This is a genomic window from Arthrobacter humicola, from assembly GCF_022803015.1.
GTDB classification, from domain to species: domain Bacteria; phylum Actinomycetota; class Actinomycetes; order Actinomycetales; family Micrococcaceae; genus Arthrobacter; species Arthrobacter humicola_A.
In genome coordinates, this window is the sequence record NZ_JAFKON010000002.1 from 142,698 (window position 1) to 166,258 (window position 23,561).

General features: G+C 67.8%; 27 protein-coding genes. 14 read left to right on the forward strand and 13 right to left on the reverse strand.

Going from position 1 to position 23,561, the window contains the following annotated elements; all coding sequences use genetic code 11:
* Positions 1-121: 121 nt before the first annotated feature.
* The gene (locus ARTB_RS05620; protein WP_243178104.1) at positions 122-1,438 is read left to right on the forward strand and encodes an MFS transporter; all 1,317 of its coding nucleotides are present in this window, start codon (positions 122-124) and stop codon (positions 1,436-1,438) included.
* 126 nt (positions 1,439-1,564) lie between these two features.
* Here ARTB_RS05620 and ARTB_RS05625 read toward each other — a convergent pair whose 3' ends face one another.
* Entirely contained in the window at positions 1,565-2,650 is a 1,086-nt protein-coding gene (locus tag ARTB_RS05625) for an ATP-dependent DNA ligase (protein WP_223914914.1), read from the reverse strand.
* A gap of 118 nt (positions 2,651-2,768) precedes the next feature.
* Here ARTB_RS05625 and ARTB_RS05630 point away from each other — a divergent pair, with 118 nt between their 5' ends.
* From ARTB_RS05630 to ARTB_RS05640, 3 genes are all read left to right on the forward strand, one after another.
* Positions 2,769-3,767 (forward strand): TIGR03885 family FMN-dependent LLM class oxidoreductase, encoded by a 999-nt coding sequence (locus tag ARTB_RS05630; protein WP_243178105.1) that lies wholly within the window; start codon positions 2,769-2,771, stop codon positions 3,765-3,767.
* On the forward strand, positions 3,764-5,497 hold the full coding sequence (locus ARTB_RS05635; RefSeq protein ID WP_243178106.1) for an alpha-amylase family protein: 1,734 nt from the start codon (positions 3,764-3,766) through the stop codon (positions 5,495-5,497). The genes ARTB_RS05630 and ARTB_RS05635 overlap by 4 nt, the downstream gene beginning before the upstream one ends.
* 153 nt (positions 5,498-5,650) lie before the next feature.
* On the forward strand, positions 5,651-5,887 hold the full coding sequence (locus ARTB_RS05640) for a hypothetical protein (RefSeq protein ID WP_018775353.1): 237 nt from the start codon (positions 5,651-5,653) through the stop codon (positions 5,885-5,887).
* 4 nt (positions 5,888-5,891) lie between these two features.
* On the opposite strand, the gene ARTB_RS05645 is transcribed toward ARTB_RS05640, so the two are convergent.
* The 3 genes from ARTB_RS05645 to ARTB_RS05655 form a co-directional block, all read right to left on the reverse strand.
* Positions 5,892-6,206 (reverse strand): MoaD/ThiS family protein, encoded by a 315-nt coding sequence (locus tag ARTB_RS05645; RefSeq protein WP_243178107.1) that lies wholly within the window; start codon positions 6,204-6,206, stop codon positions 5,892-5,894.
* Positions 6,207-6,221: 15 nt separating this feature from the next.
* Positions 6,222-7,346 (reverse strand): WD40/YVTN/BNR-like repeat-containing protein, encoded by a 1,125-nt coding sequence (locus ARTB_RS05650; protein ID WP_243178108.1) that lies wholly within the window; start codon positions 7,344-7,346, stop codon positions 6,222-6,224.
* A gap of 78 nt (positions 7,347-7,424) precedes the next feature.
* Positions 7,425-7,637 carry a hypothetical protein gene (locus ARTB_RS05655; RefSeq protein WP_028277621.1) on the reverse strand — a complete coding sequence of 71 codons (213 nt, stop codon included), beginning with the start codon at positions 7,635-7,637 and terminating at the stop codon, positions 7,425-7,427.
* Positions 7,638-7,787: 150 nt separating this feature from the next.
* Here ARTB_RS05655 and ARTB_RS05660 point away from each other — a divergent pair, with 150 nt between their 5' ends.
* From ARTB_RS05660 to ARTB_RS05675, 4 genes are all read left to right on the forward strand, one after another.
* Complete coding sequence (locus ARTB_RS05660) at positions 7,788-8,285, forward strand: universal stress protein (protein ID WP_243178109.1); 498 nt, start codon at positions 7,788-7,790, stop codon at positions 8,283-8,285.
* A 239-nt stretch (positions 8,286-8,524) separates the two neighbouring features.
* A complete protein-coding gene (locus ARTB_RS05665; protein ID WP_243178399.1) occupies positions 8,525-8,860 on the forward strand; it encodes a metal-sensitive transcriptional regulator in 336 nt (111 codons plus the stop codon).
* Between the two features lie 67 nt (positions 8,861-8,927).
* The gene (locus ARTB_RS05670) at positions 8,928-9,158 is read left to right on the forward strand and encodes a heavy-metal-associated domain-containing protein (protein ID WP_243178110.1); all 231 of its coding nucleotides are present in this window, start codon (positions 8,928-8,930) and stop codon (positions 9,156-9,158) included.
* Positions 9,159-9,230: 72 nt separating this feature from the next.
* Positions 9,231-11,534 carry a heavy metal translocating P-type ATPase gene (locus ARTB_RS05675; protein ID WP_243178111.1) on the forward strand — a complete coding sequence of 768 codons (2,304 nt, stop codon included), beginning with the start codon at positions 9,231-9,233 and terminating at the stop codon, positions 11,532-11,534.
* Between the two features lie 27 nt (positions 11,535-11,561).
* On the opposite strand, the gene ARTB_RS05680 is transcribed toward ARTB_RS05675, so the two are convergent.
* Both ARTB_RS05680 and ARTB_RS05685 read right to left on the reverse strand, forming a co-directional pair.
* Positions 11,562-11,834, reverse strand: a complete 273-nt coding sequence (locus ARTB_RS05680; protein ID WP_028277626.1) for a DUF2277 domain-containing protein — start codon at positions 11,832-11,834, stop codon at positions 11,562-11,564.
* A 221-nt stretch (positions 11,835-12,055) separates the two neighbouring features.
* A complete protein-coding gene (locus ARTB_RS05685; RefSeq protein ID WP_243178401.1) occupies positions 12,056-13,009 on the reverse strand; it encodes an EamA family transporter in 954 nt (317 codons plus the stop codon).
* Positions 13,010-13,249: 240 nt separating this feature from the next.
* On the opposite strand from ARTB_RS05685, the gene ARTB_RS05690 reads away from it, so the two are divergent.
* A complete protein-coding gene (locus ARTB_RS05690; RefSeq protein ID WP_243178112.1) occupies positions 13,250-13,792 on the forward strand; it encodes a CGNR zinc finger domain-containing protein in 543 nt (180 codons plus the stop codon).
* A 97-nt stretch (positions 13,793-13,889) separates the two neighbouring features.
* Here the strand turns inward: ARTB_RS05690 and ARTB_RS05695 are convergent, their stop codons facing one another.
* The 3 genes from ARTB_RS05695 to ARTB_RS05705 form a co-directional block, all read right to left on the reverse strand.
* On the reverse strand, positions 13,890-14,252 hold the full coding sequence (locus ARTB_RS05695; protein WP_243178113.1) for a hypothetical protein: 363 nt from the start codon (positions 14,250-14,252) through the stop codon (positions 13,890-13,892).
* Positions 14,253-14,335: 83 nt separating this feature from the next.
* Complete coding sequence (locus tag ARTB_RS05700) at positions 14,336-14,929, reverse strand: hypothetical protein (RefSeq protein ID WP_028277630.1); 594 nt, start codon at positions 14,927-14,929, stop codon at positions 14,336-14,338.
* Positions 14,930-14,988: 59 nt separating this feature from the next.
* Positions 14,989-16,344 carry an MATE family efflux transporter gene (locus tag ARTB_RS05705; protein ID WP_243178114.1) on the reverse strand — a complete coding sequence of 452 codons (1,356 nt, stop codon included), beginning with the start codon at positions 16,342-16,344 and terminating at the stop codon, positions 14,989-14,991.
* 149 nt (positions 16,345-16,493) lie between these two features.
* Between ARTB_RS05705 and ARTB_RS05710 the strand changes: the two genes are divergently transcribed.
* Together ARTB_RS05710 and ARTB_RS05715 are read left to right on the forward strand one after the other, a co-directional pair.
* Positions 16,494-16,928, forward strand: a complete 435-nt coding sequence (locus ARTB_RS05710) for a DoxX family protein (RefSeq protein ID WP_028277632.1) — start codon at positions 16,494-16,496, stop codon at positions 16,926-16,928.
* Positions 16,929-17,097: 169 nt separating this feature from the next.
* Positions 17,098-18,072: an acyl-CoA thioesterase gene (locus ARTB_RS05715; protein WP_243178115.1), complete on the forward strand. Its 975-nt coding sequence runs from the start codon at positions 17,098-17,100 to the stop codon at positions 18,070-18,072.
* A 12-nt stretch (positions 18,073-18,084) separates the two neighbouring features.
* Here the strand turns inward: ARTB_RS05715 and dnaB are convergent, their stop codons facing one another.
* On the reverse strand, positions 18,085-19,470 hold the full coding sequence (gene dnaB, locus ARTB_RS05720; protein WP_018775337.1) for a replicative DNA helicase: 1,386 nt from the start codon (positions 19,468-19,470) through the stop codon (positions 18,085-18,087).
* A gap of 696 nt (positions 19,471-20,166) precedes the next feature.
* Here dnaB and ARTB_RS05725 point away from each other — a divergent pair.
* Together ARTB_RS05725 and ARTB_RS05730 are read left to right on the forward strand one after the other, a co-directional pair.
* Entirely contained in the window at positions 20,167-20,613 is a 447-nt protein-coding gene (locus ARTB_RS05725) for a hypothetical protein (protein WP_028277634.1), read from the forward strand.
* A gap of 3 nt (positions 20,614-20,616) precedes the next feature.
* Entirely contained in the window at positions 20,617-21,189 is a 573-nt protein-coding gene (locus ARTB_RS05730; protein WP_243178116.1) for a hypothetical protein, read from the forward strand.
* 57 nt (positions 21,190-21,246) lie between these two features.
* Here ARTB_RS05730 and ARTB_RS05735 read toward each other — a convergent pair whose 3' ends face one another.
* Both ARTB_RS05735 and ARTB_RS05740 read right to left on the reverse strand, forming a co-directional pair.
* Positions 21,247-21,681 carry a zf-TFIIB domain-containing protein gene (locus ARTB_RS05735; protein ID WP_243178117.1) on the reverse strand — a complete coding sequence of 145 codons (435 nt, stop codon included), beginning with the start codon at positions 21,679-21,681 and terminating at the stop codon, positions 21,247-21,249.
* 74 nt (positions 21,682-21,755) lie between these two features.
* Positions 21,756-22,382: an FMN reductase gene (locus ARTB_RS05740; protein ID WP_243178118.1), complete on the reverse strand. Its 627-nt coding sequence runs from the start codon at positions 22,380-22,382 to the stop codon at positions 21,756-21,758.
* Between the two features lie 140 nt (positions 22,383-22,522).
* Here ARTB_RS05740 and ARTB_RS05745 point away from each other — a divergent pair, with 140 nt between their 5' ends.
* Entirely contained in the window at positions 22,523-22,945 is a 423-nt protein-coding gene (locus tag ARTB_RS05745; protein ID WP_243178119.1) for a DUF1801 domain-containing protein, read from the forward strand.
* Positions 22,946-23,099: 154 nt separating this feature from the next.
* Here ARTB_RS05745 and rplI read toward each other — a convergent pair whose 3' ends face one another.
* Positions 23,100-23,552 (reverse strand): 50S ribosomal protein L9, encoded by a 453-nt coding sequence (gene rplI / locus ARTB_RS05750; protein WP_018775331.1) that lies wholly within the window; start codon positions 23,550-23,552, stop codon positions 23,100-23,102.
* Positions 23,553-23,561 lie beyond the last annotated feature (9 nt).

Below are 23,561 nucleotides of genomic sequence, written 5' to 3' on the forward strand. Positions count from 1 at the left end.
CCACCATGTGGCTACTAGTCCGGGTCTTTCCACGGACCTCCGGCTGCACCACACTTAAGCAAGCGGCAGCCGAGACCTTCCTGATCCATCCGCGACAACGTCGTCACACCAAAGGAACACCATGAGCCACACTGTCCCGTCCACGACGCCGGGTATAACCACAGGAGGGACGCCGAAGAAGGCGGCCCTTGCCAGCTTCCTGGGCAGCGCCGTCGAGTATTACGACTTCTTCATCTTCGGTTCCGCAGCCGCGCTGATCTTCCCGCATGTCTTCTTCCCCGACGCGGACACCAACGCGGCGATCATGTCGTTCGCCACCTTCGGCTTTGCCTACATTGCCCGCCCGGTCGGCGCCGTTATCCTCGGCCACTTCGGTGACAGGATAGGGCGCCGGAAGGTCCTCATGTTCACGCTGTTGCTGATGGGCGCCTCCACCTTTGCCATCGGCTGCCTGCCGGACTTCAAGACGGTCGGCTGGTGGGCCCCTGTCCTGCTGGTGCTGGCGCGTCTCTGCCAGGGCTTTTCCGCTGCCGGCGAGCAGGCCGGCGCCTCGTCCATGACGCTCGAGCACGCCCCGGACAACCGCCGCTCCTTCTTCACCTCCTGGACCCTGACCGGCACCCAGGGCGGCCAGATCCTCGCCGCCCTCGTCTTCATCCCGGTCCTCGCCCTGCCTGACGACATCAAGTACACGATCGGCTGGCGCATCCCGTTCTGGCTCAGCGCCGTGGTTGTGCTGGTCGCGTTCTTCATCCGCCGCACCCTGCACGAGCCGCCGGCGTTCGAGGAGGCCCAGAAGACCAAGCAGATCTCCAAGCTCCCCGTCGCGGACCTCCTCAAGAGCCACTGGCGCGATGTCCTGCGTGTCATCGCCTGCGCCTTCATCGCCGCCGTGTCCACCGTCTTCGGCACCCTGGCCATCAGCTACGCCAAGAACGTCGCCGGCGTGGACGGCACCACCACCCTATGGCTCGTCGTCGGCGCCAACTTCATGGCACTGGGCACCCAGCCGCTCTTCGGCATGCTCGCCGACAAGATCGGCCGGAAGCCCGTCTTCATCTACGGCGCACTGTCCAGCGCAGCCCTGACCCCGGTCTTCCTGCTGAGCCTCGAATCCGGCAACGTCGCGCTGATGTTCCTTACGGCAATCGCGTTCTTCTCCTTCGGCTACGCTGCGGCCAACGCGGTCTGGCCCTCCTTCTACGCCGAGATGTTCAGCACCAACGTCCGCTTCTCCGGCCTCGCAATCGGCACCCAGCTGGGCTTCCTGATGGCCGGCTTCGCCCCGGCGATCGTGGCGGCCATGGGCGGCATCCAGCCCGGCGGCTGGGTCCAGATCTCCATCTTCACCGCAATCATCTGCCTGATCGCCACGGTCGCGGCGCTGACGGCCAAGGAAACGTTCCGGGTCCCCACCAAACAGCTCGGCCAGCAGTAGCCCCGCACCGACAGCGGATTTCAACCGCACTTCCGCACCGCTTTTCCGCATTAACGACGGCGGCCCGTCCCTTCGGGGGGCGGGCCGCCGTCGTTAATGCGTTGAGCGGGTGAGCGGGCTACCCGGTTAGCGGGCGGCGCCCAGTACCGCGGCGAGATCGAACTTCACCGGTTCCTCCAGCTGGTCATAGGTGCAGGAGCGCGGATCACGGTCCGGACGCCAGCGCAGGAACTGGGCTGTGTGCCGGAACCTTTCGCCCTCCATATGGTCATACTTCACTTCCACCACGCGCTCGGGCCGCAGCGGGGTGAAGGACAGGTCCTTGCCGCCGCTCCACCGGCTTCCCTCGGCCTTCCGCGGAGTGCGCGCCCCCTCCTCCTGCCGGGCCCAGGCCCAGGGGTGGTCGTCAAAACCGGTGACCAGCTCCTGCAGCTCGGCAAACAGCTCCGCGCGCCGGGCCATCGGGAAGGCTCCCACCACGCCGACGTTCGCCAGCACCCCGGCGTCGTCGTAGAGCCCCAGGAGCAGTGAGCCGATCCGGTCCGGACCGGAGGTGTGCACGCGATATCCGGCCAGCACGCAGTCCGCCGTCCGTTCGTGCTTGACCTTGACCATCGCGCGCTTGTCCGGCTGGTAGCTGCCCTCCAGCGTCTTGGCCACAATCCCGTCCAGTCCGGCGCCCTCGAACTGCCGGAACCAGCGCTGCGCCGTGTCCCGGTCGGAGGTCGCGGCTGTGAGGTGGACCGGCGCCGCGCTGGCTGCCAGTGCGCGCTCCAGCTGCCGGCGGCGCTCGGAGAAGGGTTTGCCCGTGAGATCCTCGTCGCCGAGGGCCAGCAGGTCGAACGCCACGAAGCGCGCCGGGGTCTGTTCCGCGAGCAGCTTCACCCGGCTGGCGGCCGGATGGATGCGCTGCTGGAGCGCGTCGAAGTCCAGCCGGTCCCCGGAGGCCGCCACCAGGATGATCTCGCCGTCCACCACGCAGCGTTCCGGCAGCTCCGACTTCAGCGCCTCGACAAGCTCGGGGAAATAGCGCGTCATCGGCTTGCCGTTCCGGCTGCCGATCTCCACCTCGTCGCCGTCACGGAAAATGATGGAGCGGAAACCGTCCCATTTCGGCTCAAAGAGCCAGCCCGTTCCGGCGTCCGGCGACGGCAGCGCGGGGAGTGCTTTGGCCAGCATGGGCGCAATGGGAGGCATCAACGGCAGGTGCATAGCGCCCATTCTTGCGCCGCGGTCCCGGCACCGCCACCCCCACGCCGTGGCTTCTCGCGAGGGGCTCCTCAACTGGGGGCTCCTCGACACGGCCCGGCCCCGGCGGTAAACATGGGTGATGGCTACCATCGGGTTCCACGCCTCGCATGAACAGATCAGCCCCCGCCGCCTCCTGCAGGACGTTCAACTGGCCGAGCAGGCAGGCTTCGATGCCGCCATGTGTTCGGACCATATTGAGCCGTGGTCCGCCCGGCAGGGCCACTCCGGGTTCGCCTGGTCCTGGCTCGGGGCCGCGCTGGCTACCACCGGTCTGCGCTTCGGGGTGGTGACGGCGCCCGGGCAGCGGTACCACCCCGCGATCATCGCGCACGCCTCCGCCACCCTGGCGGACATGTTTCCCGGCCGCTTCTGGATGGCCCCGGGCAGCGGCGAGTATATGAACGAGCACATCACCGGCCAGGCCTGGCCGCCGAAGGAAACGCGTCAGCGCCGGCTGGAGGAATGCGTAGACATCATCCGCCGGCTCCACGCCGGCGACGTGGTCACGCACCACGGCCTCGTCACGGTGGAGCAAGCCCGGATCTGGGATGTTCCGGAGACCAAACCGCCGATCATTGCCCCGGCGGTGAGCGTGGAAACAGCGCGCCGTGCAGCGGACTGGGCCGACGGACTCGTCACCGTCAACCAGCCGGCGGGAAAGCTGAAGGACATGGTGGCGGCGTACCGGAACGCCGGTGGCCGCGGGCCGGCAGCCCTCCAGGTCCACCTGTCCTGGGCGCCGACAGAGGCAGAGGCCGTCGCGATCGCCGAGGACCAGTGGCGCACCAACGTCTTTGCTCCGCCGATTCCCTGGGACCTGCCCACGGCGGCCCATTTCGACGGTGTCAGCGCCGGTGTCCAGGAGGACCAGGTGCGGGCGGCCGTCAACGTCTCCGCCGATGCCGGGCGGCACGCCCAATGGCTGGCCTCCTATCTGGACCTCGGGTTCGATGAGCTGTACCTGCACTTTGTCGGCCAGGAGCAGACGCCGTTTATCGAGGCCTTCGCCGAGCACGTCCTCCCCCAGCTCCGCCCGGCGGCGGGACCGGCTCCGTTCGGAACGGACGGTGCGCTGTGAGAATCGCCGAGACCTCGGACCTCTGGTGGAAGAACGCGGTGATTTACTGCCTGGATCCGGAGACGTTCTTCGACGGCGACGGCGACGGCACCGGAGATTTCGGCGGACTGATCCAGCGGGTGGACTATCTTGCCGCGCTCGGCATCACGTGCATCTGGCTCATGCCCTTCTACCCTTCCCCGGACCGCGACGACGGCTACGACGTCACCGACATGTACGGCGTGGATCCCCGGCTCGGAAGCCTGGGGGATCTGGTGGAATTCATCCGCACCGCCCACGACCGCGGCATCCGGGTGATCGCGGACTTTGTCATCAACCACACCTCCGACCGGCACCCGTGGTTCGTCCAGGCGCGCAAGTCCGTGGACAACCCCTACCGCGACTACTACGTCTGGCGGAAGGACACGCCGCCGGACACCTCGGACCAGGTGGTGTTTCCCGGCGAGGAAACGTCCATCTGGACCCAGGACAAGGCCACCGGTGAGTGGTATCTGCACATGTTCGCCAAACACCAGCCGGACCTGAACGTGATGAATGCCAAGGTGCGGGACGAGATTGCGAAGTCGATGGGATTCTGGCTTCAGCTAGGCCTGGACGGGTTCCGGCTGGACGCGGTGCCCTTCTTCCTGGAGCTGATCGGCGAGCCCAAGGATGAAGCCGCGAAAATCGACCCGCACCAGTACCTGAGCGCCCTGCGCAGCTTCCTCAACCGCCGCCATGGCAGTGCGGTGTTGCTGGGCGAGGTCAACCTTCCATACAAAGAGCAGCTGAAGTACTTCGACGGCCCGGCCGGCAACGAGCTGAACATGCAGTTTGATTTCCTCTCCATGCAGAACATGTACCTGTCACTGGCCCGACAGGACGCCCGGCCGCTGGCCCGGACGCTCGGCAGCCGTCCGAAGATCAATCCCGACAACCAATGGGCCATGTTCGTCCGGAACCACGATGAACTCACCCTGGACAAGCTCAGCGATGCCGAACGCGAGGAGGTCTTCGCGGCCTTCGGCCCGGATCCCGATATGCAGATGTACGGCCGCGGACTGCGGCGGCGGCTGCCCACCATGCTCGGCGGCGACCCGGCCAGGATCCGCATGGTGTACTCCCTGATGTTCTCGCTGCCGGGCACCCCGGTGCTCTTCTACGGCGAAGAAATCGGGATGGGCGAAGACCTGCGCGCGAAGGGCCGCTCGGCCGTCCGCTCTCCCATGCAGTGGGACCACACCGAAAATGGCGGCTTCTCGACCGCCCCGCCGGGGGACCTCGTCGCCCAGCCCGTGGACGGACCGTTCGGGCCGGCGCGCATCAACGCCGCGGCCGCGAAACGGGATCCCGATTCGCTGTGGAACTTCATCGCGACGCTGATCCAGCGGTACCGGGAATGTCCCGAGCTCGGCTGGGGCAGGTTTGCCCTCATCAAGCAGGCCTCACCGGCGGTGTTGCTGCACCGCTGCACGTGGGACGGCTCCACGGTGGTGGTCGCCCACAATTTTGGCGCCGAGCCGGCGTCTGTGACGGCCTCGGTGGTCCCGCCGGAGGGCGAGGAAGGCGGCCCGGGGGGTCCGGACGGGAAGGACGCGGCGGGGCGTTCCTACGCCGGGGCCGTGCTCCGGGATCTGCTCGGCGGCGAGGACATCCCGCTCTCCGACGACGGCGCCTTCGAAGTCCCGCTGGACCGCTACGGGTACCGGTGGCTCCGGGTCGAGCGCCCGGGCGAACGCCAGCTCCCCTGAGGGCGCACCGCAGCCCTGATGGGGACCGGTATCCGTTGCGCCCCCGAAATCTAACCGGCCCCTTACCGTGCCGAAACGCGGACGCAACATTGGCGCAGGAGACTGGAAGTGCCGGCAAGAGCAGGCACCGACTCCAGTCCAGGAGGCCCCGCCATGTTGAAGGAAGCGAAAGCCCATGTAACCCGCGTCCGCGCGCTCGACCAGCTGCACCGCGGCGATGAGATCGAGGCCCGCCTGCGGGTGGGCCCGAACTACGATGACGTCGTGATCCGCCGCGGCAGCGTTCAGGAAACGGCCCCCGGAATCGGCGTCGTCTGGATCATGGACCGCCACACAGGCATGCGCAAGGCCATCAACGCCGACGAATGCAGCGTCTGGCGGGTCGCCTGAGGCGTCAGCCTCCGGCCACCGACTGGATGATGAGGACTTCCTGGCCCGGCGCCACGGCAGTCACCAGACCCTGCAGCCGCCGGATTTCATTCCCGTTGACGTATATATTCACGTAACGGCGAACACTTCCGGTCTCGTCCCGCAACCGCCGCGACAGCGCCGGATAGCCCCCGGTCACCGTATCCAGCACCCACTCCACCGTCACCGCTGCCTCGGCGGGCGCAGTCAGGATGGACTGCCCGCCGGCGAGCGGTTGGAGGACGCTGGGCAGGACCACGCTGATCACCGAGTCTGCCGGCATGGCGTCGCCGCTGTTCATGCGCTTTTTACCCCTTCACGCCTGCGCCGGGAGCAGGGCAGTGGAGACCACGGCTGCCCGCACGCACAGCACGTCCGGCAGGTGCGAGGCGACCTCGGTAAAGTGTTCTCCCTCGTCAGCGCTGGCGTAGACACTGCCGCCGCGCGTCCCGAAGTAGACGCCCGCAGGCTCCGCACCGTCGACGCTGGCAGCATCACGGAGCACTGCGTTGTACTCGGCTTCCGGCAGCCCGGCATCGAGCCGTTTCCAGCTGGCGCCGGCGTCATCGGTCCGGTGCACGGCAAGCTTCCCTTCCGGAGGGATACGTTCGCCGTCAGCCTTCAGCGGGACCACCCAGGCGGTACCGGCCCGGCGCGGATGCGTCAGCATCACAAAACCGAAGTCCGCCGGCAGCCCTTCGGCGATCGACTCCCACGATTCGGCGTCGTCGTCGCTGCGGTACACGCCGTGATGGTTTTGCGCGTACAGGCGGCCGTCGACGGCGGCGTCGGCCGCGATCTTGTGGACGCACTGGCCGAATTCCGGGTTGGGATCCGGCATGAAGTACGCGGAAATTCCCTTGTTGCGCGGCTCCCAGGAGGCGCCGCCGTCGAGCGAGCGGTAGACCCCTCCGGTGCTCATGGCGACGTGGACTTTCTCGCCCGTGGGGTCGACGACGATTGAGTGCGCCGCAGCGCCGCCATAGCCTGCGCCCCATTCGCTGCGGTGCGGATGGTCCCAGAGGCCGCGGTTGAGCTCGAAGTGCTCGCCGCCGTCGGTGGATTTCCAGACCGAGATCGGTTCGCAGCCCGCCCACACGACGCCCGGGCGGGAGCCGGCGTCGGGATAGATCTGCCAGATCCGTTCCAGGGCGGCGTCGGTGCCGTCGGGGAACGTGATGGCGCCGTTTTCGGGTTCGGTCCAGGATCCGCCGAGATCATCTGAGTGGAAAACCGTGGGACCCCAGTGCTCGGAGCGGACCCCCACCAGGATCCGGGTCCTGTCATCGCGGGTATCGATGGCGATGCTGGGCACCTCACTCATCAGAAAATGCGGGCCGGACAGCGACCAGTCCTTCCGGTCCTGGCTGGTCGCCAGCCAAAGGCCTTTCTTGGTCCCGATCGCCAGGACGTAACTCTCTGCAGTAGCCATGGGGTCCATGCAACCATCCCCGCCGGAAGGCCGCAACGGTTTTCTCCCGGGGCCCGCCGGCCTGCGCTGCCGCGCCGGTGGCATCTTTCAGTCGACGAACTCCGACTGCGTCTCGATAAAGTCCCAGTCCGCGGCAGTCAATACGGCCGCGCCGGCGGCGGACGGTTCAGCCGGACCGGGCCCGCCGGCATCCGCGATTCCCCGCTGCACGGCCTCGGGCAGTTCGATGGTCCGCAGGTTTTCCCGAAGCCATTCTTTGCTCGCCAAATCCAGATCCAACCACCACATGTAGATCTCCACGGCGGCCACCTCCTCCTGTGTTCTTCAACCGTAGGCCCCACCCCCGGGCTGTTCAAGGGAGGCTGCGGCAAACGGCGCCCGCACCGCCCCGGGCCGGCAGACGGGAAGTAAGCCCCTGTTCAGGGCCGCACCCCGGCGCCAGAATGAAGTATGCCTGACGACTCCGCCCACGGCCCGGCGCCCCTCGTGGTGGGTGTGGTTCCGGGACAGCATCCGGAAGTGCTGCAGACGGCGGCATCCCTCGCGAAGTCCCTCGCCGCGCCCTTGATCTGCGCCTATGTGGACGAGGCCAGCTACCTCGTGGAGTGGGATCCGGCGCGGTCCGCGCACCGCCTGTCCCTGCATCCGGACGCGGACGACGCCCGGATCCGGGCCACCGCCCAGGAGCTGCGTTCCGTTGTTGAGGCACTCTGCGTTCCCCTGGGCATCGACTGGACGCTGCGCACCCTGGCCGGGGATCCCGCCCGGGCGATCGGCAGGCTGGCCGCGGACACCAACGCATCCATGATCGTGGTGGGGACCCCCGAACGCGGCATCGGCCACCGCATCTCCGCCGCGCTCAACGGCTCCGTGGCGGCATGGCTCAGCCACCATCAGGAACGTCCGATCCTGATCGTTCCGGCCCTCGCTCCGGCCGGAAGAAAGTAAAGCGAAAGTACTTATTCAGAGCGCTGGTGTTACCCCACTACCGGCGAGTAAGCTCGATCTGTAGGCCGGAGGAACGGCCTACCCCAAAGCTGCTCCGGAGTGCGTATCCCCCAATAACGCACTCCGGAGCTCTTTGTTTTGCGCAAACATTCCACATGCTGCGCCGGCCGCGCCGCGGGCTTGCAACATACCCCCAGGGGGTATATGTTGAGGGCATGAGCGAGTCAGAAGTCCCCGGCATGGCGCGTCTGGACACTGTTCCCCTTGACGCCCCGCCCCCTGAACACGGCTACACGTCCAACAAGGACGCCTACCTTCGCCGTCTCAAGCGGATCGAAGGGCAGGTCCGCGGCATCGCCCGGATGGTTGACGAGGACAAATACTGCATCGATATCCTCACCCAGGTCGCCGCCGTCACCAAGGCCCTGCATGCCGTGAGCCTCGGGCTCGTCGAAGAGCACATCGGCCACTGCGTTGTCGGCGCCGCCGCCGAACCGGATCCGGAGCTTCGGGCGGAGGCCATCGACGTCAAAGTCAAGGAGGCCACCGATGCCATCGGACGCCTGCTCCGCTAGTACCCGTACCACCCACCACACCACCGGGCCGGGGAACCACACCCGGCCCAGCGACAAGGAGCACCCCATGGCCCCCGTTTCCACCACCGTCAACGTTTCCGGCATGACCTGCGGCCACTGCGTGTCCTCTGTCAGCGAAGAACTTGAGGCGCTCTCCGGCGTCGAAAAGATCGACGTCGACCTCAACGCCGGCGGCATCTCCACCGTCACGATCACCTCCAGCGAAGCACTGTCCTCCTCCGAAATCGGCGAGGCAATCGCCGAAGCCGGCTACCTCGTGGTCGCCAGCGAAGCCTGAGTGACAACAGCGCCGGGCGGGCGCAGACACCGGAACGGCAGAAAACCAATCGAGCGGGAAAAGAAGGGCGCCGTGAGCAGCGAGCAGTTGTTGGACCAGGCCGGGAGCCGTGTCATCGACCTCGATATCGAGGGCATGACGTGCGCTTCCTGCGTCAACCGGGTCGAGCGCAGGCTCGGAAAGCTCGACGGCGTCGAGGCCAGCGTCAACCTGCCCCTCGAGTCCGCCCGAGTCAGCGTCCCGGCGGACATCACCGACGACCAGATCACCGCCATTGTCGCGGCTGCGGGCTACAAGGCCACGGTCCGGTCCGCCAGGTACCCGGGCACGCCGGTGGAGGACGCAGGACTCCTGGCCGGCACCGAATTTCCGGCCGGCACAGCCGCACCCTCGCTTCGCCCGCGGCTGGTTGTGGCGGCCGTACTCACCGTCCCGGTCTTCGCAATCTCGATGATCCCGGCATTCCAGTTCCCGAACTGGGGCTGGGTGGCCGCGATCCTGGCCCTGCCGGTGGTTGCCTGGGCGGCGTGGCCGTTCCACCGCGCCGCGGCCATCAACGCGCGGCATCTGGCCTCGACCATGGACACCCTGGTATCCATCGGCGTGATTGCCGCCTACTCGTTCTCGGTTGGGCAACTCCTTGCCGACCCGGGCATGACCGAACATCCCGCAGCGGAGGGCATGGGCTCCGGCGGCCTGTACTTCGAGGTCGCATCCGTGGTCACCACGTTCCTGCTGCTCGGCCGCTACCTCGAGGCCAACGCCAAACGGAGGGCGGGCGACGCCCTTAAGGCCCTCCTGGACCTGGGGGCAAAAGACGCTACTGTCCTGCGCGGCGGCACCGAGCACAAGATCCCGGCCGACCAACTGGCCCTCGGAGACGTGATCGTGGTCCGCCCCGGCGAGAAAATCGCCGCCGACGGCGTCGTCATCGACGGTACCTCTGCGGTGGACGCCTCCCTCGTGACTGGCGAATCCGTGCCCGTGGAAGTCGGCCCGGACAGCCAGGTCACCGGGGCCACCATCAATACCTCAGGCCGGCTCCTGGTCCGCGCCACCCGCGTCGGGTCCGAGACCACCCTGGCCCAGATGGGCAGGCTCGTCTCCGCGGCGCAGACCGGAAAGGCACCCATCGCCCGGCTCGCCGACCGCATCAGCGCCGTCTTCGTACCGGTCGTCCTGGTCATCGCCGCCCTCACCTTCGGGGCCTGGCTGATTGCGGCCGCACCGGCCGTCAGCTCCGACGAGGTCCGGGCCGCCTTCACCGCCGCCGTCGCCGTGCTGGTCATTGCCTGCCCCTGCGCCCTCGGGCTGGCCACCCCCGTCGGACTGCTGACCGGGACCGGGCGGGGCGCCCAGCTGGGGATCCTGATCAAGGGTCCGCAAGTCCTCGAGGACACCCGGACGGTGGACACGATCCTGCTGGACAAGACCGGGACCGTCACCACCGGCCGCCTTGCCGTGGACGGCGTCCAAAGTTTCGGGCCGCACAGCGAAGCCGAGGTGCTGCGCCTGGCGGGGGCAGTGGAAAACGCCTCCGAGCACCCGATCGCCCGGGCCATCGCCGCTGCGGCGTTGGGCGCGGCGGCGGGGCGTGTGAACAACGACGGCGCCGGCCTCCCCGCCGTCGCCGGCTTCCGCTCCGCACCCGGCGGCGGCGTCGATGGCACGGTCGACGGCCGGCGCGTGGTCGCGGGGCGCACCGGCTGGCTGTTGGAGTCCGGCGTCGCTCCGGCCCCGGCTCAGCGCGAGGCGCTGGGTGCTGCCGAGGACTCCGGCGCTACGGCCGTCTGGGTTGCCGTGGACGGTGAAATCGCCGGAATCATCAGCCTGCGGGACACCGTTAAGCCCGGCTCCGCGGCCGCAGTTGCCCGGCTCCGGGAGCTTGGGCTCCGGCCGATCCTGCTGACCGGCGACAACGCCGCTGTGGCTGCCCAGGTGGCGGCCGCCGTCGGGATCAGCCCGCGCGACGTCTTTGCTGGTGTGCTCCCGGCGGGCAAGGTTGAGGCCGTGCAGAAGCTGCAAGCAGCCGGCGCCACTGTGGCCATGGCAGGGGACGGCGTCAACGACGCCGCGGCGCTGGCGCAAGCAGACCTGGGCATCGCCATGGGCTCCGGCACCGACGTCGCCATCGAGGCAGCCGATCTGACGGTGATGGGCAACGACCTCGGACAGGTGGCGCAGGCGATCGAGCTTTCCCGCCGGACGCTCGGCACCATCAAGACGAACCTCTTCTGGGCCTTCTTCTACAACGCCGTGGGCATCCCGGTGGCAGCCCTGGGCCTGCTCAACCCGATGATCGCCGGCGCCGCCATGGCCGCCAGCTCCGTGCTGGTGGTGGCCAACTCGCTGCGGCTGCGCAGCTTCGGGAAGTAATCCGGCCTTAGCCCGGGCGCCCCCGCCTCAGGCCGCGCCGTAGCGGATGGCGGCCCTGGCTTTGGCTTTGGCCGCTTCCTCCCCGCGGTCCTTTGCCGGGGCGTGGGTCACCAGGGAGTCGAGGAGGTGCTGCGTCGCATGGGCAATCTCATGCACGGCCCGGTTGAAGGCCTCCTCGTTGGCCTTGGACGGCTTGGTGCTGCCGCTGATCTTGCGCACGTATTGCAACGCGGCGGCCTCCACCTCCGCGGTGGTGGCGTGGGGTTCAAAATTGTGGAGGGTCCGGATATTTCGGCACATATCTCCATGCTAAGGGCGGTCTGCCCTTCAGGTCATGGCTGATGCTCGAAAGAACGGACGATTTCATTCCACCGCTGCAGCTCGACAACGGGCGCCACGTTGTCTTCCTGGACGCCACACCGGTCTACCCCGAAGAAGCCTGGCACTTGAAGGATCATCATGACCTGGCGGGGCTTTTTGATCTCTGGGATGAGGACCCCCGAGACTTTACGGACAACCGCCTACGGCACGGGCTCGCAGTCGTTCGCGTGGTCCAGCGCTGCCGCGCCGGTGCCGGACGGGGCCCGGAGCTCGTCCAGCCGGACCAGCACCACCCCGCCGACGATCAGCAGGCCGCCGAGGAGCTGGATGGGTCCGGGCAGTTCGCCGAGCAGCAGCCACGCCCAGATGACGGCGAACAGCACCTCGGTGAGCGAGACAAAGGACGCGACTTTCGAACCGAGTGCCCGCGCGGCGACAATTCCGGACACGTACGCCACCACCGTGGCCAGGACCACGAGGCCGCCCAGCGCCACCCACCACGGGGTGACCCAGGGCCCCAGGCGGGTGTCGGCCGTGCTGAAGGCCATCGGCAGCAGCCCGGTTGCCGCGGCAAGCCACATGACGACGGCGCCCACCATGAGCCCGCCGGAGGCCAGCAGGATGGGCGGCAGGGTGTCGTTTTCCTTGGCCGTGATGAAGAAATAGATGGCCAGGCACACCGCGGCCGCGATCCCCCACAGCACCCCGATGAGGTCGATCTTGACGGCTCCGGTGAGGTCCAGGACCAGGATCAGTCCGCCGAGGGACAGGAGAGTGCCGGCGATGGTCAGTGGCCGCGGCCGTTTCCGGCTGGCGGCCCACAGCCAGAGGACGATCAGCACCGGCGCCAGGTACTCCAGCAGCAGGGCGACGCCGACCGAGAGCCGGGATACGGCGTTGAAATAGAACAGCTGGCAGGCAGCGACGCCGATGAATCCGAACAGCAGCACGGTCAGCCAGTTGTCCCGGAGCTGGTGCCAACGCCCGCGCAGGGAGGGAATGGCGAAGACGGCCAGAATCAGGGCCGCACCGGTAAGCCGGGCCGTGACGGCCGCCCCGGGAGTCCAGCCCGTTTCCAGGAGCGCCTTGGCGAATGATCCGGAGAGCCCGAACACCGCGGACGAAAACAGGGCGACGCCCAGGCCCGATGCCATGAACCCGGATGGTGCGGCGGCCCGCGTGGTGCTCTGCCTGGCGGCCTGCTTGCCTCCCCGTTTGCCGTCGAGTTTGCTTCCCTGCGGGGTGCCGCCCGGTTCGGAGGCAGACCGCTGGGCGGCAAGGTCTCGGACCGGCGTGGCGACGGGGCGCTGGGGGGCAGACACGGGCATTCTCCTGTCAGGAGTAAAGTAGGGTTATGCTCATGACATTACGCCCCGGCAAGGTAAGGAGTCAAGATGGTTTTTGCCCCTGACACGGAAGTTGCCCTGCGTTCTGTGGTCAACCTCATCAACACCGCGGCCAACGGCGAGGAACATTTGGCCACGGTCAGGGATCTGGACGCCTTCCTGGAGGCCGAGGGCTTCACCGGTTCCCGCACCCGGGACGGGGCGGAGCTGGCCAGCGTGCGGCGGCTCCGCGGCGAGCTCGCCGAGCTCTGGCAGGCCGAGGAGTCGGCAGCCGCGGAAACCGTGAACCGGCTGCTCCGGGAGGCCCGGGCGCTGCCCCAGCTGGTCAAGCACGAACCCTGGGACTGGCACCTGCACGCCACCACCCCGGAGGCGCCGCTGGCGGACCGGATGAGCACGGAGGCGGCCATGGCAATCGTAGACGTGATCCGCAGCAAGGAAATGGACCGCCTGCTGGCGTGCGCCGCGGACGACTGCGACGCCGTCGTGCTGGACCTGAGCCGCAACCGCTCGAAGCGCTACTGCGACACGGGAAACTGCGCCAACCGCGCGCACGTGGCCGCGTACCGGGCCCGCAAAGCCGCGTCCTGACGCCGAAGGTGCCGGCGGAGGGGCCCGCGGCGCCGGGCCCCGCTGTCAGGCCGGCCTGTCGGGCCTCACCTTGAGGCCACGCTGCTAGGCCTCGTTGCTAGGCCTGCGGGCCGCCGTCCCGGGAATCGCCCGGGCCGGACTCGGGCCGGGGCTGCGCTGACGGGCCGCCATGGCCGGAGGGCGTGCGCTTGGAACTGAGGTTGACGCCGGAGCCCTTCCCCAGGTCAGCGGGATTCTCCTTGTGGCTCATGGCCAGCATGGCGGCCACCACCAGGATCACAATAAACGCGATGCCGGCGCCGATGAGCGCCAGATCGAACCGGGGCGAGCGGGCGCTGCCGCCCGAGGCGAAGATCAGGACGCCGAAGAAAACCACCACGGCCCAGAACGCGGAGAACATGAGCGGTCCCTTGACCGAGGTCCGCAGGCTGCGGGGCGCTCCGGGTTTCTGCTGTGCCAAGGTGTTTTCCTCCTGCAGCCCGCGCAAATAGCGTGGCTATCTTGTTACCGCCATTGTTCTACGCCGGGTAGAACCTGTCGGTACTAGTTTACGGCCTCCGCGGAATCGCCCGGAGCATCATGGCGCAGGGTCAGTCCGGACAACATCCACAGGACGCCGCTGATGATGGCCCCGCCGCCGGCAACGCCGAGGAGGGCGTGCGGGCCGAGGCCGATGAAGAACGGCAGCGCGATCGCAGTGCCCAGTCCGATCACGCCGGAGGCGATCCAGTCACGGGCCAGCACGGACCGGCCGCGCCCACGAATGCCCGCGAACAGCTCCGCGGCGCCGGCCACGCCCAGGCCCAGGGCCGCGATGGTTCCGAAGACGAGCGGGGCAGGGATCAGGGCCACGGCCGCGCCGGCTCCGGCCAGGGCTGCCCCGCCGGCGGAGAGGACTCTGCCAGCGCCTTCCCGCGGGGGGAATCCGGTCTTGGGCACGGTCCAGATCATCACCACACCGGTGGCCAGCAGGTAGAGGCCGCCGGCCCAGCCCATGCCCGATTCGGGCGGCGCCGCCCAGAACACGGTGACCGCGCCAAACACGAGCGCGACGGCCGCCCTGACAAGCACGGGCTTGAAGAGGTCGGCCGCGGCGCGGATGGCAGGGGTCGCGTCAGGCGCTGCGGGAAGAGTCACCCGTCCAGTTTAGTGCGAAGCCGCCGCATCGCACGTCTGCCGGCGGCGCCTGCCCGCACTCACCGCGCGCCGAGCACCATCCACCGGTCCGTCCGGGCCCGGAGGCCCAGCGTCAGCGCCCGCGCCGCCATGTAGCCGAGTGAGAACGCGGCCCACAGCCAGAGCAATCCGGCGCGGGCACCGGCGCCGGAATACAGCACGGCCAGCAGCAGCGGCAGGTAGGCAGCGAGGTTGACGACGCCGGCGATCGCCAGGTAGCGGGCGTCGCCCGCGCCGATGAGGACGCCGTCGAGGACGAAGACGTACCCGGCCAGCGGCTGCCCGGCGGCGAGCACCCACAGGGCGAGGGTCAGTGCCGCCCGGACTTCGGCGTCGGGCGTGAAGAGGGCGCCCGCCCACGGTGCCGCGGCTGCCAGAAGGATTCCGGTCAGGACACCGAAGCCGACCCCCCACCGGGTCATGGTGCGCGTCAGCGCGCGTGCCGCCACCGGCCGGGCAGCGCCGAGTTCCTTGCCGATCAAGGCCTGGGCCGCGATCGCGAGGGCGTCGAGGGCGAAAGCGAAGAACGTGAAGATGGTCATGGCCAGCTGATGCGCGGCGAGATTGACCGGCCCCTGGGCGGTGACCACCACCACCGTGGCGAGAATCGCGATCCGCAGGCTGAGCGTGCGCAGCATCAGCCAGGAACCCACCCCGGTCAGGGCCCGGATGCCACGCAAGTCCGGCCGCAGGGACACCCCGTTGTTGCGGGCATTGCGCCGGACGATCAGCACATAGACGGCCGCCATGGCCCACTGCGCAATGCTCGTGCCCACGGCCGAGCCGGTCACGGACCAGCCCAACCCGTAGACGAGGACAAGGTTCAGCGCGATGTTCAGCGTGAAACCCGCGGCGGCGACGATCAGCGGGGTCCGGGTGTCCTGGAGTCCGCGCAGCACCCCGGTGCCCGCGAAGATGAGCAGCATCGCCACGAGGCCGGGCATGGACCCGCGCAGGTAGTCCACGGCAAAGGCATGCACCTCGCCGTCGGCGCCCATCAGGTCCAGGAGCGGCCCCGCGGCCAGGAACCCGGCGACCGCAAGGACGAGCCCGAGCAGCAGCGCCAACCAGATGCCGTCACGCCCGGCGGCGAGGGCTTTGGCCAGCTGGCCGTTGCCGATGGCCCGCGCCACTGCCGGGGTGGTGGAGTACGCGAGGAACACCATCAGTCCGACTGCCGTGTGCAGGACCGCCGATGCCAGCCCGACGCCGGCCAGTTCGGCTACGCCGAGATGGCCCACAATGGCCGAATCCGCGAGCAGGAACAGCGGCTCGGCGATCAGGGCGCCGAAGGCCGGCACTGCCAGGCGCAGGATTTCCCGGCGCTGCCCGGTAGTCGGCGGCGGGGCGGTGGACAGCGGCGGGGAAGGTTGCACGCGTTAACCCTAGCCGGGCCACTGAATCGACCCCGCGCGTCATTTAGTTGACATTTCAACTAAATATCCGGGAGACTGGGACTTGAACGCAACCGAAGCCGCGGCGGCTGAGAGCCGCGACGCCCCCTACTTACGAAACGGTATTTCCCATGAACCAGCCCGCCCTGACCACCTCCGCCCGAACTATCCTGCGCGTCATCGCCGGCTTCCTTTTCGCCGCCCACGGCTGGCAGAAGTTCAACGAATTCACGATCGCGGGCACCCAGGCCGCCTTCACCCAGATGGGTGTTCCGGCAGCCCAGGCGGTGGCTCCCGTCGTCGCGACCCTCGAGCTCGTCGGCGGTGTCGCGCTGATCCTGGGCGTGCTCACCCGCGTGTTTGCGGTCCTTCTCGCACTGGACATGCTCGGCGCCCTGTTCATGGTCCACGCCTCCGCCGGCGTCTTCGTCGCAACCGGCGGCTATGAACTCGTCCTGATCCTGGCGGCCGCCGCCGCAGCCGTGGCCCTCGTCGGTGCGGGCAAGTTCTCCGCCGACCGCGCCCTCTTCGGCCGCGCCGACTCGAAGCTCCGCGTCCTGGCCTAAGGCATCCACGGCCTAGCTCACGGCCTGGAGCGCGCGACGACGGGCGGTCACCTTTTGGTGGCCGCCCGCCGTCGTGTGTCTCCAGGGTCATGGCCTGGTTATGGCGTGCCGGACAGCCATTGTGTCGCCGGCCGGCGGCGCCTGCCGGGCCAATCAGTAAACTCACATTATGAGCGAGAATGCGCCCAATTCCGTGACCCTGCGCTTCCTGGCGGCGCCCACCGATGTCGGCCACAGCGGCTCGGTCGACGCCGGCACCGTGCTCGAGTGGGTGGACAAGGCGGCCTATGCCGCCGCCGTCGGCTGGGCAAAGTCCTACTGCGTGACGGCCTACGTGGGGAACATCCACTTCGCGGACCCGGTCAACAGCGGCGACATGGTGGAGGTCGAGGCCACGATCGTGTACACCGGGCGGTCCTCGATGCATATCCGCACCGTGGTGTCCTCGGGCGATCCGAAGGGCGGGCCCGCCACCATGCGCAGCCAGTGCATCGTGATCTTCGTCGCCGTGGGCGCGGACGGCAAGCCCATACCGGTGCCGCAGTTCGTCCCTGAGACGCCGGATGAAATCGAACAGCGGGACCACGCGCTGGCCCGGATCAAGGTCCGCGAGGACATCGTGGAGGCCATGAGCGGACAGGAATATACCGACGCCGGCACGGCCGAGCGCGTGGTGCTGCGGTTCATGGCCGCGCCCACGGACGTGAACTGGGGCGGCAAGGTGCACGGCGGCATCGTCATGAAGTGGATCGACGAGGCTGCGTACGTCTGCGCCTCCCGCTACTGCGGCAAGGACACCGTGGCCGTATTCTCCGGCGGTGTGCGGTTCTACCGGCCGCTGCTGATCGGCCACGTCGTAGAGGTGGAGGCCCGGCTGGTCTACACCGGCACCAAGGGCATGCACATCGCCGTCCACGTCCGGTCCGGAGACCCCAAGGGGCGAGAGCTGAACCTGACCACATACTGCCTGACGGTCATGGTCGCCCGCGACGAGACCGGCACCTCGGTCCCGATCCCGCAGTGGGTGCCGGTGTCAGCGGAAGATATCCGGCTCCACGCCCACGCCCGCGAACTGCTGGAAATCCGCGGCCGGGCCCCGGGGAACCGGCTGCCCAACCACCTGCTCGCGGCCGGCGACCGCTAGGGCCGGGCGGGGCTAGAAGCCGCCGCCACCGCCGGCGTCGGCGGCCATGTTGGCAAACCGCGAGTAGTGGCCCTGGAAGGCCACCACAATGTCTTTTGTGGGGCCGTTACGGTGCTTGGCGATCAGGATGTCCGCCTCGCCGGCGCGCGGGGACTCCTTGTCATAGACGTCTTCGCGGTGCAGCAGGATCACCATGTCGGCATCCTGCTCGATGGAGCCGGATTCGCGCAGGTCCGAGACCATGGGGCGTTTGTCCTGGCGCTGCTCGGAGCCACGGTTCAGCTGCGACAGCGCAATCACCGGCACCTGGAGTTCTTTGGCCAGGAGCTTCAGGGCACGGGAGAACTCGGAGACTTCCTGCTGGCGGGATTCCACTTTCTTGCCCGAGCTCATGAGCTGCAGGTAGTCCAGGATCACCAGTTTGAGGTCATGCTGCTGCTTCAGGCGCCGGCACTTGGCCCGGATCTCCATCAGCGACATGTTGGGGCTGTCATCGATGAACAGCGGCGCATCGTTCATCCGGCCCATGGTGGTGGCAATCTTGGACCACTGCTCGTCCTTGATGGTGCCCTTGCGGAGGTCCTGGAGGCCGATCGTGGCCTCGGCGGACAGCAGGCGCATGGCGATCTCGTTGCGGCCCATTTCGAGGGAAAACATGACGGTCGCGAGGTTGTTCTTGATGGCGGCCGAGCGGGCGAAATCCAGAGCGAACGTGGACTTGCCGACGGCCGGGCGGGCGGCGATGACGATCATCTGGCCGGGATGCAGGCCGTGGGTGAGTTCATCGAGCTCGTAGAAGCCGGTGGGGACACCCACCATGCCCTCGCCGCGGTGGCCGGAGGCCTCGATCTCGTCCACGGTGGATTCCATGACGTCCTTGAGGACCACATAGTCCTCGGCGGTCCGGCGTTCGGCGACGGCGTAGACCTCGGCCTGGGCCTGGTTGACCAGGTCTTCTACCTCGCCGTCCTGTCCGTAGCCGAGCTGGACGATCTTGGTGCCGGCGTTGACCAGGCGGCGCAGCACCGCGCGTTCGCCCACGATTTCAGCGTAGTAACCGGCGTTGGCCGCCGTGGGGACGGTCTGGATGAGTTCGTGCAGGTAGGCGGGTCCGCCGATCCTGTTGATTTCGCCGCGCTTGGTCAGCTCGTCCGAGACGGTGACGGCGTCCGCGGGCTCGCCGCGGCCATAGAGGTCGATGATGGCCTCGTAGATGGTTTCGTGCGCCGGACGGTAGAAGTCCTGGCCACGCAGGATCTCGACGACGTCGGCGATGGCGTCCTTGGACAGCATCATGCCGCCCAGGACTGACTGCTCCGCGGGGATGTCCTGCGGAGGCTTGCGGCTGCCCTCGGCTCCCCGCGTACCCTCGACTGAGTCCAGATGCGTAACTGACAAAACTGCCGTCCTTCATTGTGTGCCGCGGCGGATGTCCGTTCGCCGCGGCGCGTAAGCACTGCGCCTTATGCCCAATGCCCTCGTACCAGTGCCTTAAGGCCAAGCGCCGAACTGCTGTGATGCGGGCTGCAAAACCCGGCACATGCCGGCCGCTCTATTCTTACCAGTCAGCTCCGACAGTTCGCGCCGGCCCAGCGACCGCCGTTATCCACAGTGCTGGTGCGGCCGCAGGGCACCGGATCCCGGAGTCGGTGTCCTGGCGGGCACCATCCGGCGACCGCAGGTTTTCCGCTTCCCTCGCCCGATATCCTGCTACGTTATCCGCCGCCGGGGCAGGCACCAACCCGGCCGCCCCGCTGCCCTGTGGATAACCTGTGCACTAGTGCCTGATGCTTGTGCACACTCTGTGGGTAGAGCTGTGGATAGAAAAAATGTTAAGCCTGTAATCAGCGCTTGACCTGCGGAAATGTTGCATTTATCTTGTGGACACAAAACAATTTCCGCCAAGCTTCATCCACAGCCTGCACCTTGGGGCTGGGGATACGATGCGGCACAGGAGGCCACATTTGCAGCCCGATACGCGCATTTTGTGACCGGATTCATTCCCGCCGAGCCGAATTGACGCCAGCAGCGGCGCACTGTACGCAAGGTGCGGAACATGCTGTGGATAACCGCAATCTGGCATAAGCTCTAATCATGGGCGATGTACTGATAGTCATGTTGCCTGCCCTTATCCTCGCGACGGTGCTCTGGGCGGCGGTCACGGCGTTGAAGCCGCGGAACCACGGCATCTCAGAGGCCGAGCGCTACCAGCAGGAACTGGCGCTCAAGTCCCAGGCCCACTACGCGGCGCAGGTCCGGGCTGCCGAGGCCTCCCGCGCCCGGATTGAAGCGACCACGCGCCCCAGCCAGAACTCCCAGCAGCAGTCGCAGCAGGCCGACCACGCCCGCTCCGCCCTGTTGGGCCGGGACAGCTCCGGCCACCAGGATGCGTTGTCCGCCATTGGACACCTGAACCCACAGCTCCTCTTGCAGCTCCAGTCACTGGCCCACGACGGCCACAAGACGAAGGCCGTCCGGCTGCTGCGGCAATCGACCCGCTCGGACCTGAAGACCGCAAAGAATTACGTAGATCGGCTCTAGCACATGGACTCCCTGCTCATTCCCGTACTGATCCTGGTGCTCGTGGCCGCCGCCGTACTGCTGGCGGTACGGGCGTGGAGCCGCCGCGGCGAACGCACCAGGCCGGTACCAGCGCCGCAGCCGGACCCCAACTCCGCGGAGCTGGCCCGGACGGCGGCCGCCAGGCTCACCGAGGAGCAGCACCGGCAGCTCTACGCGCTGATCGCGCAGGGGCAGGCCATGGCCGCCATCAAGGTCTACCTCGAGGCCACAGGCGAGGGCCTCCGAGCGTCCCGCGACGCCGTCGCGGCGCTGGCAGCCCACCCCCAGCCCTTCCGCGCCCCTGAGCCGGCGCCGGCGGCCATTCCGGACGACGACGACGTGCCGCAGCGGTTCTCGTACCGTTACCGCGCGATCGCCAGCAAGGGCGATGTCACCCGCGAGGTGAGCAGCAACATGCTCAATGATGAGATCTACGGGAGGATCCGCACCCTGGCCAAGAGCGGCGACACCGAGGCCGCAGCGACCGCCCTGACCCGCCACTCGGATATTTCCATGAAACAGGCCCGGGAATTCATCGCACTGCTCGGCGACTGAACCCCGCTGGCCCACGCCCGCTCCGGGGCCACCCGCACGGCCGGCGACCCGGCAGGGCTAGAAGTCGAACAAGTCCCCCAGCCAGCCTTCCTTCTTCTTCGGACGGCGGCGGTCATCGTACCGCGGCTGCTCATACCTCGACTGGTCGGGACGCGGACGGTCGCGGCGGTCATCGTACCGGCGCTCGTCATAGCGGCGGTCATCCGGACGCCGGTCGTCCCGGCGCGGGTCGAGGTTGTACAGAGGCGGCGGAATATGGCCAGCCGCCGCAGGTGAAAACTCAGCAGGTGGAAACGCAGGTGGGACCGCTGCCGGCGGGACTGGTGCGGCGGGGACGCCGGCTTTCGGGCCCAACGACTCCGCCGCACGGTCGATGATCTTGTCCAGCTCTCCCCGGTCCAGCCACACCCCGCGGCATTGGGGGCAATAGTCGATCTCCACGCCGCTGCGTTCACTCATGATCAGGTCAATAGAATCCACGGGACACTTCATGTCCCGGACAACGAGCGGGCGGCCGAAAAGGTTCGGACGGCGCTGCGGGCCCGGAAGCCCGGCGCCGGGCAGACCTACCGCTGGGCAGCGATCCCGGCCAGCAGCTGCTCAAACGGCAGGGACTCCAGCGCGGCCGGCTTCTGCTGCGGCCCTGAGTCCTGCAGCAGGGCGACAAACTCCCCCGCTGCCCTGTCCACACGCACCGACAGCGGCGAGCCGCCGTCGTCGTTGTTTCCCCAGTCCTGCGGCCCGGCGAAAACCGCGGTGGCGGCGATCCGGGTGCGCAGGTAGGTGAACAGCGGCCGCATCGCGAAGTCCAGCACCATCTGGTGCCGGTCCGTGCCGGCGGTGGCCCCGATCAGCACGGCCTTGCCTTCGAGCGCCTTGGGATCGAGCACGTCGATGAAGGACTTGAAAAGCCCGCTGTAGGACGCGCTGAACACGGGGCTGACGGCGATCAGGCCATCAGAGGCCTCGACGCCGGCGATTACTTCGGCGAGCCGCGGAGCCGCATACCCGGTGACAAAGTTGTTGGCGATGTCCACGGCGAGGTCCCGCAACTCCAAGACCTCGATGTCCACGGCGTAGCCGGCCGCGGCAAGCTGCCGCTCGACCGAGGCCGCCAGCTGGTCCGCGAGCAGGCGGCTTGAGGAGGGGACGCCGAGTCCGGCGGAGATAACGGTGATACGGCGGGTTTCCACGGAGTGCTCCTAAGTTGAATCCTGGTCAGCAACGCGACTACATGCGTTTGCATCTACCTCTAGAAGCTCCGGGCAAGGGGATTTATTCCCGGCCACCCTCCCCGCCTGACAGGAATCCCGCGCTCTGCAAGACTGCCCTCATGGCTGAAAACATAACGCAGGCAACCGGCGCGTCGGTTCAGGAGTTCCTGGCCGCCGTCGAGCATCCGGTCCGGCGCGCCGACGGATTCCGCCTGCTGGCGCTGATGTCCGAAATAACGGGCGAACCGGCGCAAATGTGGGGTCCGACGATTGTGGGCTTCGGCCGCTACCACTACAAATACGCGAGCGGCAGGGAGGGAGATGCCGCGGAGGTCGGCTTCTCGCCCAGGAACTCCAGCCTGTCGCTCTACGGCCTGACCTATGGGCCGGAGGCCGCCGAACTCCTCGGCCGGCTGGGCAGGCACAAGCTCGGCACCGGCTGCCTGTACGTCAACAAGCTCGACGACGTCGACGAGGCCGTGCTCACCGAACTGGTCCGGCTCGGCTACTGGCATGTCACCACGGCGCTGCGCCACGACTAAGGGGATCCGCCCCGCCAAAGCAACGCGGGGTCACCTGCGGCCCATGACGCCGTCCAACATGGACCGGGTTAAAGCGGAAGGCCCCCGCCTTCGGTCCTCAGAGAGGTCCGGAGGCGGGGGCCTTCCAGCAGTTCAGGACTGCAGCCGGTGAGGGCTACTTGCCTGCGACTACGTCGAGTTCGATCACAGCGGAAACGTCGTCGTGCAGACGGACGTTTGCCTGGTAGGAACCGGTCGACTTGATGTGTGCCGGCAGTTCAACCTTGCGCTTGTCGATGCGGCCCAGGCCTGCGGCCTCAACAGCGTCGGCCACGTCGCCCTGCTTGACGGTGCCGAACAGGCGTCCGGTTGCGCCAGCCTTGACGACCAGCTTGACCGGCTTGGCGGAGAGTGCAGCAGCCTGCTTCTGAGCATCTTCCAGGGAAGCGTGCTCGCGGGCAACGCGGGCAGCCTTGATGGACTCAACCTGCTTCTCGCCACCCTTGGACCAGGTCAGGGCGAAGTTGCGGGGCAGCAGGTAGTTACGTGCGTAACCGTCCTTGACCTCGACAACGTCGCCAGCAGCACCGAGACCGGTTACTTCGTGGGTCAGAATGAGCTTTGCCATTTTAGTTAA